The following is a 14,077-nucleotide window of genomic DNA, read 5'->3' on the forward strand; positions in this document are numbered from 1 at the left end:
CCGTGTGCCAGAATGTTCCGTGACTGGTACTGCCAGATGAACGTCAGTAACCGCCCAAGCGCGTCTCACGTGCGATCAGTGCGTGAGTAGTTTTATCTGGCAGTGTGAGTCGACGTCTCGTTCTCGAGGACCGTCGCAAGCGAGTCGGCGTCGCCGGCGACCGCTCGCTGGACTGTTCGAGCGGAAAGTCGAAGCTCGAATGTGGAGAGTTCGGGGTTGGCCACCGAACCGTTAAGACGCTGCGGAAGCAGGGTGAAAGTGATGGTGGACGACCCCGAGGAGGGGATGTTGTCGTGGGACGAATCCGTGTTCAAAAACGAGCACGTCTTCGAGATCGACTACGTTCCCGAGACGTTCAAGCACCGCGAAGGCCAGACCCAGAGCCTGACGTACGCGCTTCGGCCAGCAGTCCGTGGATCGCGGCCGCTCAACGTCGTGGTCCGTGGCCCGCCCGGAACCGGCAAGACGACGGCCATCCAGAAGCTGTTCGACGAGGTCGGTGCCCAGACCAGCGAGGTCCGGACCATCCGGGTCAACTGTCAGGTCAACGCCACCCGTTACTCGGTGTTCTCGCGCCTGTTCGAGGGCACGTTCGATTACGAGCCGCCGTCGTCGGGAATCTCCTTCAAGAAGCTGTTCGGCCAGATCGCCGAGAAACTCGTCGAGGAAGACCGCGTGCTCGTCGTTGCACTCGACGACGTCAACTACCTCTTCTACGAGAACGAGGCCAGCGATACCCTCTACTCGCTGTTGCGCGCCCACGAGGAGTATCCGGGTGCCAAAATCGGCGTCGTCGTCGTCTCCTCGGATCCGGCACTGGACGTCATCGACGAACTCGACTCTCGGGTCCAGAGCGTCTTCCGGCCCGAAGACGTCTACTTTCCGATCTACGACCAGCCCGAAATCGTCGACATTCTCACCGAGCGGGTCACGCGCGGGTTCCACGACGGTGTCATCTCCCGTGACGTTCTCGAGTACGTCGCCGAGCTCACTGCCGAGAGCGGTGATCTCCGGGTCGGGATCGACCTGCTGCGTCGAGCCGGCCTCAACGCCGAGATGCGAGCTAGCCGTACCGTCGAGCTACAAGACGTCGAAGACGCCTACGAGACATCGAAGTACATCAACCTCACACACAGCCTCTCGGGACTGACCGACACCGAAGAGGCGCTGCTCGAGGTGATCGCCAACCACGACGGCGAGCAGGCCGGCGACGTCTACGAGGCGTTTCACGACCAGACGGAGCTGGGCTACACCCGCTACTCCGAAATCGTCAACAAACTCGACCAGCTGGGACTGATCGACGCCGACTACACCGAGGTCGACGGCCGCGGTCGCTCGCGGTCGCTGTCGCTCTCCTACGAGAAAGACGCGGTGTTAGATCGGCTCGAGTGAGACGGTCATCTGCGGAGACGGTTACGCCTGCTCAATATCCGTTCGATACGACTCGGCCGTTTCGAGTGCGTTCTCGAGGCGGGCTTTGGTGTCGCCACTGGCTCGTTCACGGGCCTGACGGAGCGTGTTGAGATGGGCGTCAAAAACCGCGTGGTCAGGGTTTTGCTCGCTGGTAACGTACTCGTCGAACGCGTCAGCCGTCTCATGGAGGTCGTCACGGACGTCGTCGTCGGTCGCCGCTTTCGCTGCCTGTTCGAGATCGTCGCGGGCTTGCTCGAGTTGATCCGTCATAGCCAGAGCCACACCGACCGGGTCCATAACAGTTGGGCGGGCAGGAGCCACCTGACGATGCGGGCAACGAGAACGGAGGGCGAACGGCCAACTATAGTAGCCACTGAACGTCAGTGCGTACCCGATCGCACGACAGCTGTGCGATCGGTGTGCAAACAGTTTCAGTTGTTGCTATAGGGCGGGCCTACACGATCGCAGCCGAGTATGGCGACGAAACCGCCGTTGCTGGACGCTCGAGCGACGAGAGTCGTCGGTGTAGCGCCGTCCTTCAGTATGCACAGACAGCCTACACGAACGGGGGTCGCGGGAAACGACACGACAACCATCGATACTAACTACCCCGTTTTTGCTGGTTCCGTCCTCCGTCTTGGCTGCACTATGCCAGTATCACGACGCACAGCCCTGAAATCGATGGGCGCTGCCGGTGGGCTCGCTGCCGCAAGCGGAACCGTCTTTGCAGCCGGAGAGTACGAAGACGACAAGCGACCGACAAAGAAAGACGAAAAAGAGTACCCTGCCGACGAACCGACCGTGCCGAACGCGGCAGTTCGCGTCGCGCACTTCTCGCCAGATGCACCGAACGTAGACGTCTTCGTCGACGGAGCGCAGGTGCTTTCGGACGTTGCGTACGGTGACGTCTCGCCGTATCTCGAGATCGAGCCGGGAACGTACACCGTCACGATCACGGCGGCTGGCGACCCCGAAACCGTCGCGTTCGAGGGAGATGTCGAGTTCGGCTCCGCGTTCTACACCGTCGCGGCGATCGGTGAACTCGGCGCCGACACGTTCCGACCCGAGGTGCTCGTCGACGCCGGCTCGGCGCTCGTCCGGCTGTTCCACGCGTCACCGGATGCCCCAGCCGTCGACGTCTACGCCGACGACGCCCCGCTGTTCGAGAACGTCGAATTCGGCGAGTCGACCGACTACGTCGCCGTTCCGGCCGGCAGCTACACCCTGTCAGTTCGGCCGGCGGGCGATCCGGAGACGACCGTCGCCGCGTTCGACGTCGACCTCGAGTTGGACACGGCCTACACCGCAAACGCCATCGGCTACCTCGAGCCGCCGGCGGAAGCGGAAGGTCGTGAGTTCACCGTCGAGATTACGGTCGACGGTGTGCTCGGCGACGACGAGTAATCGGCGCCGACCGATCCAGTCGGCCGTCGGCTCGGTGAACGCCATCCCTCGCTGTGACTGTCTCGTGTGCCGCATGCGAGCGGGTGAAGTGGCTCGACCACCTGAACCCGATAATGAGCGACACGCGAGGCCCCCTCCAGCCGGACCGTCCCGACGTCGACCGTCCTTTCGAGGTCGATGCGCCATTCGATCCCGCCGGTGACCAGCCCGAGGCGATCGAGCAACTCGCCGACGGCTTCCGGTCAGGCATGGACAAACAAACCCTGCTCGGCGTGACCGGCTCGGGGAAGACAAACACCGTCTCGTGGACGATCGAGGAGATCCAGAAGCCGACGCTCGTCATCGCCCACAACAAGACGCTGGCAGCCCAACTGTACGAGGAGTTCCGGAATCTCTTTCCCGACAACGCCGTCGAGTACTTCGTCTCCTACTACGACTACTACCAGCCCGAGGCCTACGTCGAGCAAACCGACACCTACATCGACAAGGACGCCTCGATCAACGACGAAATCGACCGGCTTCGACACTCTGCAACCCGATCACTGCTGACTCGTGAGGACGTCATCGTCGTCGCCTCCGTCTCGGCGATCTACGGCCTCGGTGACCCGCGCAACTACATCGACATGTCGTTGCGACTCGAGGTCGGCGAGGAGGTCGGCCGCGACGGCCTCCTTGCCCAACTGGTCGATCTGAACTACGAGCGCAACGACGTCGACTTCACGCAGGGGACGTTTCGCGTGCGTGGTGACACCATTGAGATCTATCCGATGTACGGCCGGTATGCCATCCGCGTCGAACTCTGGGGTGACGAGATCGATCGGATGGTGAAAGTCGATCCGCTCGAGGGCAAAACACAGGGCGAGCAACAGGCCGTGCTGGTCCACCCCGCAGAGCACTACTCGATTCCCGAAGCGAAACTCGAGCGCGCGATGGACGAGATTCGCGACGACCTCGACTCCCGGATTTCGTACTTCGAACGCCAGGGCGACATGATCGCTGCCCAGCGCATCGACGAGCGGACAACGTTCGACCTCGAAATGATGGCCGAGACGGGCTACTGTTCGGGCATCGAGAACTACTCGCTGTATCTCTCGGATCGGGAGTCGGGCGAGGCTCCCTACACGCTGCTGGATTACTTCCCGGACGATTTCCTCACCGTCGTCGACGAATCCCACGTGACTCTGCCCCAGATTCGGGGCCAGTACGCCGGCGACAAGTCCCGCAAAGATTCGCTGGTCGAGAACGGCTTTCGACTCCCCACCGCCTACGACAATCGCCCGCTTACGTTCGAGGAGTTCCAGGAGAAGACCGACCAAACGCTGTACGTCAGTGCGACCCCAAGCGACTACGAGCAAGAGCAGTCGGGACAGATCGTCGAACAGATCGTTCGTCCGACCCACCTCGTCGACCCCCAGATCGAGGTCGCAGATGCCACCGGACAGGTCGACGACCTCATGGATCGCATCGACAAGCGCATCGACCGCGACGAACGGACGCTCGTGACGACGCTGACCAAGCGGATGGCTGAGGATCTGACCGAGTACCTCGAGGAAGCCGGCGTCGACGTCGCGTACATGCACGACGAGACGGACACCTTAGAGCGCCACGAGATCATCCGCTCGCTTCGCCTGGGCGAGATCGACGTCCTCGTCGGCATCAACCTGTTGCGGGAGGGACTGGACATTCCCGAAGTCTCGCTCGTCGCGATTCTCGACGCCGACCAGGAAGGGTTCCTGCGTAGTGAAACCACGCTCGTCCAGACGATGGGCCGGGCGGCCCGAAACGTCAACGGCGAAGTCGTCCTCTACGCCGACGAGCCCTCGAACGCGATGGAGTCGGCGATCGAAGAAACCCAGCGACGTCGCGAGATTCAACAGGCGTACAACGAGGAACACGACCTCGAGCCGACGACGATCGAGAAAGCGGTGGGCGAAACCAACCTCCCAGGGAGCAAGACCGACACCTCGAGCGTCTCCGGGAAGGACATCGCGGACGACGACGAGGCTGCCCGCTACATCGCCGACCTCGAGACACAGATGCAGGAGGCAGCGAGCAACCTCGAGTTCGAGTTGGCGGCGGACATCCGGGATCGCATCCGGGAAGTGCGCGAGGAGTTCGACCTCGAGGGCGACGACGAGGGGATCGCGCCGCCGGCCGAGGAGTTCTAGGTCCGACACTTCTTTTCGGCTCACGTCGTTCGCTGTAGTCTACTATTGGCGTATTTTGGCGATTTCGTGGCCAGATGCCCGCTTCGTACGGGATGAACATGCGTTGATAATAAGCAGCCATGAGGTCGTAAATCCGACTCCGAACGAGGTCGTGTTCATTTCCGTATGTATTTATATTCTATATGTAAATCAAAGAAATTAAAATATACTGCGTTAATTTATGTGATATGAGTGACAGTAGAAGAACGTTCGTTGCAATATTCTTCGCCGTGCTCATGGCGACCTCGATGATCGCCATGCCCGCACTCGCAGCCGGGCCGAGTGCTGGCACGGTGAACGAGCGATCGACCGGCGTCACGATCCAGGGAGATGGACCACCTGGCCACGGCGACGGCCCACCAGGACAGAACGGCGGCGGACCGCCCGGCCACGACCGCGGCGACGCGAACGTAACCGTCCCGGAACTCGAGGCGAACACGTCGATCGAGACGGCGGTGAACGCGACCGAACGACTCGGAGAGCTCGATCTCGAGCCCGGCGAGAACGAAACCAACGAAGCTGACGAATCCGCGATGACGGCCGCGGACGAAACCGTCGCGGCAGTCAACGCCTCGCTGCAGGCGTATCGACACCTCGAATACGCTGATTCTCGCGAGGCCTTCGAGCGGTACGCCGACGCGCAGCGAGCGCTCGCGGAACTGGCCGAAGCCGTCGACGAAGACGACGAAGCGATCGTCGACGAGATCGGTCGCGACCTGTACGCGGCGAGCGATCGGAGCGCGCGACTCACCGTCGTCGACGCCAAGTCCGTTGTCGCCGCGAACGACGAGGAGTTACGGAATCCCGGCCAACGACAATCGGCCGAGAGCGCGCTCGGCAACGCGATCGACGCGCTCGAGCGAGCCGACGACACTGGGGGAACGGACGCCGGGCCGGCGGATCGCGCGAACGCGGCAACGCACCTCGAGAACGTGTGGAAACACGGCGAGCGAGCGCTCGACAAAGTCGAGAAGAACACCGAGCCAGCGCTGTCGCTCTCGCAGAATCGAGCCTTCGAGCGAAACGATTCGGTCGTCGTCCCGGTTCAGGCGATCCTCGACGACGTCCGCCCGTACGCCTACGACGAGGCCGACGTAACGGTCGACGGGAACGGCACCGCCGACGACCTCTCGCTGATCGCCGGCGAATCGGCGACGTCGACCGCGAGCGGGACGACGTTCGTCGACCTCGGGCCTGAGCCCGAGAACGTGACCGTCACGGTGACGGCGACGGCTGAACACGACGACGAGCGGACGGCCGAGGCGACCCAGGAACTTCGCGTCGACCTCGACAACGTCATTCTGGACCGGCCGTCCCTCGACGAATATCAGGAGGTCGCAGTCTCGAACGACTCGTCGGGCGTTGCCGTCGATGTCGGCGGCGACGGACTCCACGAGAGCGATATTTCGGTGCGCGACGAGACGCCCGCGGACGACGATCCCTATCGTGCGGGTCCGATGGTTCGCATCGAGAGCCAGCAGGAGTTCGACGAGGCAACCGTCGAGATCCCGCTCGAGGAGGATGCTCTCGAGCGCGAGGGCAACCTCTCGGTCGTGACGTGGGATCCCCACGGCGACGAGCCGTGGACCCCGGTCGAGACCGAGGTCGACGCCGACGAGGGCGTCGCGACCGCCGACGTCGATGGTTTCTCGTTCTTCTCGGTGTTCTGGATCGACGACTGGGAGGACGAGACGAGCGATACGATCACGCTCGACGGAAACGAAACCGACGGTGACGTCGGCGACGGTGGCTCGCTCGAGAAGGCGGACTTCACGTTCGTGATCGACGTCAGCGGCTCGATGAGGGGCGACCGAATCCACTACGCCCGGGAGGCCGCCCAGCGGTTCGTCGGCGCGTTCGAGGACGACGAACGCGGCGCACTCGTGGAGTTCGAGTCCTCGTCCAGGCTGATCGAGGGACTGACCACCGATCACGATGAACTGAACAGCAGCATCGAGTCGCTCTCCGTTGGCGGTGCGACCAACACCGGTGCTGGGCTACAGGACGGGATCGACGAACTCGAGGCCAACGGCTGGGAGAACGGCTCGCAGACGATTATCCTGCTGGCCGATGGGGGGACCAACCGCGGTCCCGATCCGGTCGGTATCGCGAACGAGGCTGCCGAGAAGGATATCGACATCAGTACGATCGGGCTTGGTAGCGGTATCGACGAGAACGAGCTCCGCGCGATCGCCGGCGAAGCGAACGGTGAATTCTATCACGTCGAAAACTCCGAGGATCTCCCCGATACCTTCGAGCGTGTCGCGGAGAATCAGACCGGCGTCAACCTGGAAGATACCAACGGCGACGGCATTCCGGATCTCGTCGCCGAGATGGACCTGGCGATGCCGACCGGGCCGCCGGGTGTCGCGGGCGAACCGCTGGACCTCGATCCGACCGCGCTAGACACCAACGACGACGGCATTCAGGACAACGAAACGGTCGACATCAACTATCGCGTCCACGAGGAGGACAACGAGACGAAACTCACCGCACAGGTCACTTACGCGGCACACCATCCCGCGATGGTGGACACGACCGGTGACGGGTTGACCGATGCCGAGCAACTCGAGGACGGCTGGGAGATTGCCTACACGGACTCACGCGAGGATTCGCTCGAGGTGCTCGGCGAACTCGAGGATCTCGACGATCTCGGTGACGTGGACGAACTCTTCGAGACGAAACGCGTCTACGCGAATCCGCTCCTCAACGACACCAGCGGCGACGGATTGTCGGACCGCGAGGAAGTCGAGGAGCTGGGAACGGATCCGGAATCGACCGACACGACCGGCGATGGCGTTCCGGACGCCGACGCCGAGGATCCGACGCTGTTCGACATCAGTTCGCCGGACGTGACCGTCACCGACGCACACTTCGACGATCCGTCCGCCGATGCGTCCGTCTCGATCGGGTGGGACGGCGTCGACGTCGACGCCGAACTCGACACGACCGGCACGTACGAGGCGCAGTTCCTCGCGGAGGATCCGGCCGGACTCGGTGAGGCGCGGATCGTCCAGGACGGCTCGGTCAAAAATACGACTGCCCTTTCGGGGACGCACGACGGCGGCACCCTCGAGTTCGAGACGGGAACGCTCTCGACGTTCGCCGATCTCTTCGAGGGGACTGCCGTAACCGTTCAGGTCGACGACCGTCACGAGATCATCGAGGAGGTTGGGACGACCGAAGCGGAAGCGATCGAGGTCGGCGGCATCTTCCATCAGGTCTCCCAGGAACTTCGCGCTGCCGGGTACACCAGTGCCGAGGTCGAGGAAGCGCTCGGCTTCCTCGAGGGAATGACGACCGGTGCGGGGGAGACACTCGGTGGAATTCTGGCGATCTACGATGATCCACACGTGATCGTGGAGGCAGCGAGGGCGATTCCCGAGGCCGTCGAGAACTTCGACGAGATTATCGAAGCGCTGCCCGCGGCAATCGAAGACCAACAGCAGTTCAACAATCCCCACGAGAAAGGCGATCAGTACTACGACGACTTCCGGTACGGCTGGTACCAGGGCTACTTCTTCTGGTTCGTCGTCGAACTGGCGGTTCCGGCCGGTGAGGCTGGGAAGGCGCTCAAGAGTACCGACACGGTGCAGTCGACGGTCGACCGGATCAGTACACCGCAGGTTCAGCGGGCCGCCCAGATAGCGAAGCAGGGTGGTCAAACCGCGACAGCGCCGGTCCGGTACAGTCGTCAGCAGCTCTCTCGAGCTGCCGTTGGTACCTTCTCGCTGACGGAGGAAGCCGCAAACCGACTGCTTGGACCGAGCCGATCGACTGGGAAACAGGTCGACAATGCCCATACTGCAAGGCAGCTCGATGATCAAACGGTCGATACACTTACCGACGGTGGTACTCCTCCGACGTTCCGTGAAGGAGTTCATAAAGCTGCTGATGGAGACACGATCAGCTCCTACAGTCAGATCGATCGAACAGTACAAAAGATAGAGACTGAACTGAGTGGTGTCAACCAGCAGCGAACACGGAACATCGTTGCTGATGCGTCTGGTGCGGGGATCAAATTCGTTGACGAGATCGACGCTGACACGCTCAGACGGCTCACAGACTACGATGGCGCTCGCGGTGCAGGGATGCGTGAGTCGATCGCTAGGCAGTATAGTAACGGAAATTTGAACAGTCAGCAAATAGAGTCATTTAGCCGAAACTTAGACGACCTCCACGGAAATGTTGACGGCGTTGAACGGACGATCGCAAGCGATATCGCGCCCCCGTCTGAACAGAATAACGTCCGGGGCGCACTCTACGAATTCCGCGTCGCAAACGAACACGTGGATAATCCTCAGAACGTACGGGCCATTGGTAGCGAATACGACGGTATTAGCCCGACACAATTGAACGATGAGCAATTCAATCAGCTCATCGATGAGGTCAACTTCAGAGACAGGACCAGTAGAGAGGCCCAGCTCAGAAAAATCGATGATTCACTCGGCGGCGGTCCAGAACTTGACGTCGTAAAGACTAACGGGAAATATATCGAGGCAAAATCGAGTGTCGGTGCTGTCGAATACCCTGACATTCAGGAAAAGATAATTCGATACAAGGCTCAGCAACTGGAGGGCAATATTAACCCGTCAGCTGAAATGGAGATCGTCGCTCCGAGTGGAGCATTCACCGATGCTCGTACCGGAGGACCGAATAAGGTTGGGAAACTTATTGAAGAAACAGATGGTGTAACCAAAAGCACTCTCGATTCACTCGGCGAGCCCACACCTAGTCCCTCCGTGATGGCTCCAAACGCTCAGGTCGAAAGTGGATTACAGGTAGGCTACTAACACATCGGTAACGTCAATTCGAGATCCATGGGACAGAGAATCAAAGATCTACGGTCGGAAGACGTAATTTATTTTCAGTTCGTGTATCAGGACGGTAAACAGGACGAACTAGTTACACAACAACTGAACGCGTTCGACCGGGACGAGCGATTCACAAAAACGACCGAGATGTCGTTCAAATCTGATTCTGGCTCCATCCTTTTCTACACGGATGATGTACCCGGGATAACGAACATGTCCTATCTATATAATTATAGATGGGACGGAGAAACCGATGCATTGGATCTCTGGTATGCTCCCCTCCTCAGATTCCCAGTGGATCCTGACTATCTCTACGATAGCGACGACGACGTAACCGATCCAGCAGACGAAGCGGCGCTTGAGGAGTTGATCGATATCGTGAGACTCGGGTATCACGCTACCGACGACACGCCGCTGGCTGTCTACGCTTCGACACCGAAACAGCGCTTCTACAGAAGCGAAGCCGAACAACCTCCCTTCACCGCTCGCTCGTTGGCCCGCGACGAATACGCCTGTCTGAGTTGGCTCACGGTTTTCACGCCACCGATGGTCGAAACCTACGGTCGCGAGACACTCCGTTCGGCACCTGCGTACCGGACGAGGGAACTCGACGATGGGGCGATTGTGCTTGTCTGTCACGACAGGCCCTTCGATTGGGACGCGGATTGTCGCGCGGTCGCTGATCACATCGGTCTACCGCTCCTCCAAGACCTGACAGCGGCGGACGGCCAGTGAGCGCATTTCGGTTCTTCGTAGCGCCATTCTCGAGAACCGGGGTTCTCGGAGGGACGCAAGCTAATCCCGTCGTAACACTACCAATGCGGGTATAAAATCGACGAGTAAACTGGTACAACAGTATATGAAAAATATATGACGTTGTGAGAGTCAGTCTGTTTTCCCTGTGCAGGTACTCCTGCTACGGCACCCTTCTCGTCGATGATATGAAAGTAAAACAAAGTATAGATGAGGAACGAGTGTGATTAGTAGTCATGGGTCCAGCGATCGATCTAATCGCGTTTTACGCAACTCGACATCCGTGTGGAAGATGACAGCGGCGTCAGCCGTGTGTCGCTTTCACAGTCAGCCGTCACGGAATTCGAGGAGACGGACGTCGCAACGACGAATCGGATAGTTGACTGGCACGCTAATCCGAGCGCGTCTCGTAATATCGATCCTAATCTCAAAGCGAATGATCTCGTTCACGTCGCTCGGCACGGTGACGATATATCTGAGACACAGTTGATTGTCAAAGGTCCTGATGCAGACGGGAATCTGGTCGCTCGATGGCTCGAAGCGGGTGACTTGGAAGAGGGATGGACCCACATAGAAGCACGACACATCGAAGGAACGTATCAAGTAAAGTACCACGGGTCGGGTGACCCGTGGCGTTCGTCTCTGGCCAACACCACCAGAAACGGTGGTGAAGGCGGCATCGAACTTTAATCCCCTTCGCGCTCGCCTGATGGCTCGCGTAGAACCAGTAACACCCGAACACGCCGTTTGCATCCGTGAAGGTCAGCCCCTTTACGTGGGCTCGACACCACCAGTCTCACCACGTCTTACCATGTTTCAGTGCGTGGATTTTGAGAGGTTGTTAACGGTGAGTTCCTACCTGATTCAACGAGATAATATATAATAAAACAGTGGCCTGTGACGAGGTGCGTACGCGATTCACCCACGGGTCATCTGACCCGTGGAACTCTCGCTGTACCCTTAGATAGCGAAGACGCGACGGGTATATTCCCGACAGGGGAGACAGTCAGAGGACAGAAAGTGCCAAACACGGTCTCGCGAAACGACGTGCACAATATGATCTATGATGCAATCAAAGACGGTGAACCAACACCACAGGGGCAAAAAACCAGATACTATTTCGAACCGCTTGACGAAGGATACTCAAACAGTGGAATCGATAATATGAGGGTATCCACATACCCAGATGGTTCAGTTGAAACTGCATATCCAATGAGCGGAGATGCTGTTATGCGGTGGGTCCCAGATCTGAACGACGGACAAGGAGGATTCGTTGAAAACACATGACCCCTGCAAACGATGGAGCAACTGTGACGATCAAGTTCCATTACGACCAGCGCTATCGACAACGAATAATTGACGACGCTGAACCAGATAGTTGGATCCAAACATCGATTTCGATCGATGGGACTGATCTCTATGGCGAAACATATAGTCGTGTCACCGGATTCGCCTGTGGAATAGTAATCTCGCTCTTGGAATCAGTAGTTGCCGCTCAATCTACCGAGCGAACAATAATCGAATTCGAAAATGGACCCTCGTGGCTGACAGTCGATCCGATTGACGAAACAACGGTTGAACTCGCTGCATGCCATACATACAGCGGGGCAAAGGATCCAAATGAACGACTCGACGTCGACCGAGTCCAACTCGTTCAACGGAGCGCGTGGCGAGATGCAGTTGTAACGCACGCTCACGACTTCATTGAGGAAATTATTGATCTAAATCCAGAACTTGACGAGCACGAGGTCATCGCTCAAATACGAAGCCAGGTTCGAGAAATAGAATCGACCGAACGATAGGATCTCGAATCACAGCTAGTCGCGCTTTCTTTTCTATTCATCAGACTAGCCCGATAGCTCGAGACGGGGACGCTCTCGACGTTTGCAGACCTCTTCGAGGGGACTTCGGTGACCGTCCAAGTTGATGACCGCCACGAGATCATCGAGGAGGTGGGGACGACCGAAGCGGAAGCGATCGAGGTCGGCGGAATCTTCCATCAGGTATCCCAGGAGTTACGTGCCGCCGGATACACCGCCGCGGAAGTCGAGGCTGGACTTGGCGTACTCGAGGGAATGACGACCGGTGCCGGCGAGACGCTCGGCGGCGTCCTGGCGATCTACGACCATCCGCACGTGATCGTCGAAGCGGCGAAGGCAGTTCCCGAGGCCGTCGAGAACTTCGACGAGATTATCGAGGCGTTGCCCGCGGCGATCGAAGACCAACAGCAGTTCAACAACACCCACGATCCCGGTGACCAGTACTACGACGACTTCCGGTACGGCTGGTACCAGGGCTACTTCTTCTGGTTCGTCGTCGAGATGGCGGTTCCGGCCGGGGAAGCCGGGAAGGCGCTCAAGAGCACCCCGCAGAATCACCGGTGGCGCTGTCACTGAATTTCGTTCTCTCGAGTACGAAACTGGTACGTCGAATCCGGACACGGTATTTTGCGACTCGAGCCACTACTTCTTGTTGTGTGATGTCAATGAGAACACAAGAGACCGCAGACGAGGAAAGCGAGACGACACCAGCGCGACGGGCGTTACTCGGCGCAGTCGGGGCGGCAACGGGACTGACGGCACTAACGGGGACGGGCACGGCACAGGGCGATGGAACGGTCCAGACACGGGGGTGTAGCGACGCCGAACTAACCCCGGACGACTGGTCGACCGGTGCGATCACGGTCCAGGACTGTTCGGGCACCGGCGGGCAGGTCGACGTCAGCGTCACCGGCAGCGTTTCCGAACAGCGATACGTCTCGTCGACGGCTACCCTGCCCTCGAGTGGGACACTGTCCGTCCCGGCAGGTGGCCGGGAGACGCTGTGGTTCACCGGACGACTCTCGCGGCTGTCGTGTTCGAACGACGCGCTCAACGTCGGCGTCGTCAACCGCGGCTGAGCGCTGCTCGACCCGCCGCGGTTCTCACAACTCGAGTGTGTAGACTGCCTCTCGGCGCTCCTCGTCGCCGATTTCGACGGTGCCTTCGCCAGTCTGTTCGAACCCTTGCTCTTCGTAGAATCGCTGGCCACCGTCGTTCGACGCGAGGTCGATCGCACGCATTCGTGCCATATTGAAATCCTGCAGGTCCTCACGAAGTCGCTCATGCAGCGCCGTGCCGATCCCCTCGCCCTGATGGTCGGGGTGGACCGACATGCGAAGCACGTCGCCTTCCTCCCCGGTGACGACGCCGTGGGTGAAGCCAACGACGTCACCGTCTTTCTCCGCGACTAAGAACGCGGTACCGGGTTCCGACAGTGCCGTCTCGAGAGCCTCATCACCGTACCACTCGTCGACGGTCGCATCGATCGTCTCGGCCTCGAGTTCGTCGTAGGTGTCATGCCAGGTCTCGCGGGCGACGGTTCGGATCGCCTCGCGGTCGTCGAGCGTGGCTGGTCGGAGTTCCATACTATTTGCTGCACCACCGAGTGACAAAGTGGTATCACCTTACAGACCACCGAGGAGAAAGCCCACGACGTCAGTCGTGT

At 59.8% G+C, this 14,077-nt stretch carries 13 protein-coding genes; 10 read left to right on the plus strand and 3 right to left on the minus strand.

Translation table 11 applies throughout. The annotated features are described in order from the left end of the window. Positions 1 to 92: 92 nt before the first annotated feature. Positions 93 to 224 (minus strand): hypothetical protein, encoded by a 132-nt coding sequence (locus tag ACERJA_RS17935; protein WP_373609595.1) that lies wholly within the window; start codon positions 222 to 224, stop codon positions 93 to 95. A 37-nt stretch (positions 225 to 261) separates the two neighbouring features. Here ACERJA_RS17935 and ACERJA_RS17940 point away from each other — a divergent pair, with 37 nt between their 5' ends. Then, positions 262 to 1,392, plus strand: coding sequence for an ORC1-type DNA replication protein (locus tag ACERJA_RS17940; RefSeq protein WP_373609596.1), 1,131 nt, complete (start codon positions 262 to 264; stop codon positions 1,390 to 1,392). 21 nt (positions 1,393 to 1,413) lie between these two features. Here the strand turns inward: ACERJA_RS17940 and ACERJA_RS17945 are convergent, their stop codons facing one another. Then, positions 1,414 to 1,683: a hypothetical protein gene (locus ACERJA_RS17945; RefSeq protein WP_373609597.1), complete on the minus strand. Its 270-nt coding sequence runs from the start codon at positions 1,681 to 1,683 to the stop codon at positions 1,414 to 1,416. Between the two features lie 411 nt (positions 1,684 to 2,094). Here ACERJA_RS17945 and ACERJA_RS17950 point away from each other — a divergent pair, with 411 nt between their 5' ends. The 9 genes from ACERJA_RS17950 (at position 2,095) to ACERJA_RS17990 (ending at position 13,490) form a co-directional block, all read left to right on the plus strand. Next, positions 2,095 to 2,817 (plus strand): DUF4397 domain-containing protein, encoded by a 723-nt coding sequence (locus ACERJA_RS17950; protein WP_373609652.1) that lies wholly within the window; start codon positions 2,095 to 2,097, stop codon positions 2,815 to 2,817. Positions 2,818 to 2,930: 113 nt separating this feature from the next. Further along, positions 2,931 to 4,985: an excinuclease ABC subunit UvrB gene (uvrB, locus tag ACERJA_RS17955; RefSeq protein ID WP_373609598.1), complete on the plus strand. Its 2,055-nt coding sequence runs from the start codon at positions 2,931 to 2,933 to the stop codon at positions 4,983 to 4,985. A gap of 227 nt (positions 4,986 to 5,212) precedes the next feature. Continuing rightward, entirely contained in the window at positions 5,213 to 9,817 is a 4,605-nt protein-coding gene (locus tag ACERJA_RS17960) for a VWA domain-containing protein (RefSeq protein WP_373609599.1), read from the plus strand. Positions 9,818 to 10,132: 315 nt separating this feature from the next. Beyond that, positions 10,133 to 10,573, plus strand: a complete 441-nt coding sequence (locus ACERJA_RS17965) for a hypothetical protein (protein ID WP_373609600.1) — start codon at positions 10,133 to 10,135, stop codon at positions 10,571 to 10,573. A gap of 303 nt (positions 10,574 to 10,876) precedes the next feature. Then, positions 10,877 to 11,281, plus strand: a complete 405-nt coding sequence (locus tag ACERJA_RS17970; protein ID WP_373609601.1) for a hypothetical protein — start codon at positions 10,877 to 10,879, stop codon at positions 11,279 to 11,281. Between the two features lie 366 nt (positions 11,282 to 11,647). Next, positions 11,648 to 11,878 carry a hypothetical protein gene (locus ACERJA_RS17975; RefSeq protein ID WP_373609602.1) on the plus strand — a complete coding sequence of 77 codons (231 nt, stop codon included), beginning with the start codon at positions 11,648 to 11,650 and terminating at the stop codon, positions 11,876 to 11,878. Then, positions 11,875 to 12,393, plus strand: coding sequence for a hypothetical protein (locus tag ACERJA_RS17980; protein ID WP_373609603.1), 519 nt, complete (start codon positions 11,875 to 11,877; stop codon positions 12,391 to 12,393). Before ACERJA_RS17975 ends, ACERJA_RS17980 begins: the two co-directional genes overlap by 4 nt. Positions 12,394 to 12,501: 108 nt before the next feature. Next, entirely contained in the window at positions 12,502 to 12,987 is a 486-nt protein-coding gene (locus ACERJA_RS17985; protein ID WP_373609604.1) for a hypothetical protein, read from the plus strand. Between the two features lie 83 nt (positions 12,988 to 13,070). Further along, positions 13,071 to 13,490 (plus strand): hypothetical protein, encoded by a 420-nt coding sequence (locus tag ACERJA_RS17990; RefSeq protein ID WP_373609605.1) that lies wholly within the window; start codon positions 13,071 to 13,073, stop codon positions 13,488 to 13,490. Between the two features lie 24 nt (positions 13,491 to 13,514). Here the strand turns inward: ACERJA_RS17990 and ACERJA_RS17995 are convergent, their stop codons facing one another. Further along, complete coding sequence (locus ACERJA_RS17995) at positions 13,515 to 13,997, minus strand: N-acetyltransferase family protein (RefSeq protein ID WP_373609606.1); 483 nt, start codon at positions 13,995 to 13,997, stop codon at positions 13,515 to 13,517. Positions 13,998 to 14,077: the final 80 nt, after the last annotated feature.

Origin of the sequence: Natronorubrum sp. A-ect3, from assembly GCF_041821125.1 — an archaeon.
Taxonomy (GTDB): Archaea; Halobacteriota; Halobacteria; order Halobacteriales; family Natrialbaceae; genus Natronorubrum; species Natronorubrum bangense.

What these genes read in the sequence shown, in the direction of transcription:
- ACERJA_RS17990 (WP_373609605.1), top strand. Translation starts at nt 13,071, where the DNA reads ATGTCAATGAGAACACAAGAGACCGCAGACGAGGAAAGCGAGACGACA.
- ACERJA_RS17940 (WP_373609596.1), top strand. Translation starts at nt 262, where the DNA reads ATGGTGGACGACCCCGAGGAGGGGATGTTGTCGTGGGACGAATCCGTG.
- ACERJA_RS17960 (WP_373609599.1), top strand. Translation starts at nt 5,213, where the DNA reads ATGAGTGACAGTAGAAGAACGTTCGTTGCAATATTCTTCGCCGTGCTC.
- ACERJA_RS17945 (WP_373609597.1), bottom strand. Translation starts at nt 1,683, where the DNA reads ATGACGGATCAACTCGAGCAAGCCCGCGACGATCTCGAACAGGCAGCG.
- ACERJA_RS17995 (WP_373609606.1), bottom strand. Translation starts at nt 13,997, where the DNA reads ATGGAACTCCGACCAGCCACGCTCGACGACCGCGAGGCGATCCGAACC.
- ACERJA_RS17950 (WP_373609652.1), top strand. Translation starts at nt 2,095, where the DNA reads ATGGGCGCTGCCGGTGGGCTCGCTGCCGCAAGCGGAACCGTCTTTGCA.
- ACERJA_RS17975 (WP_373609602.1), top strand. Translation starts at nt 11,648, where the DNA reads ATGATCTATGATGCAATCAAAGACGGTGAACCAACACCACAGGGGCAA.
- uvrB (WP_373609598.1), top strand. Translation starts at nt 2,931, where the DNA reads ATGAGCGACACGCGAGGCCCCCTCCAGCCGGACCGTCCCGACGTCGAC.
- ACERJA_RS17980 (WP_373609603.1), top strand. Translation starts at nt 11,875, where the DNA reads ATGACCCCTGCAAACGATGGAGCAACTGTGACGATCAAGTTCCATTAC.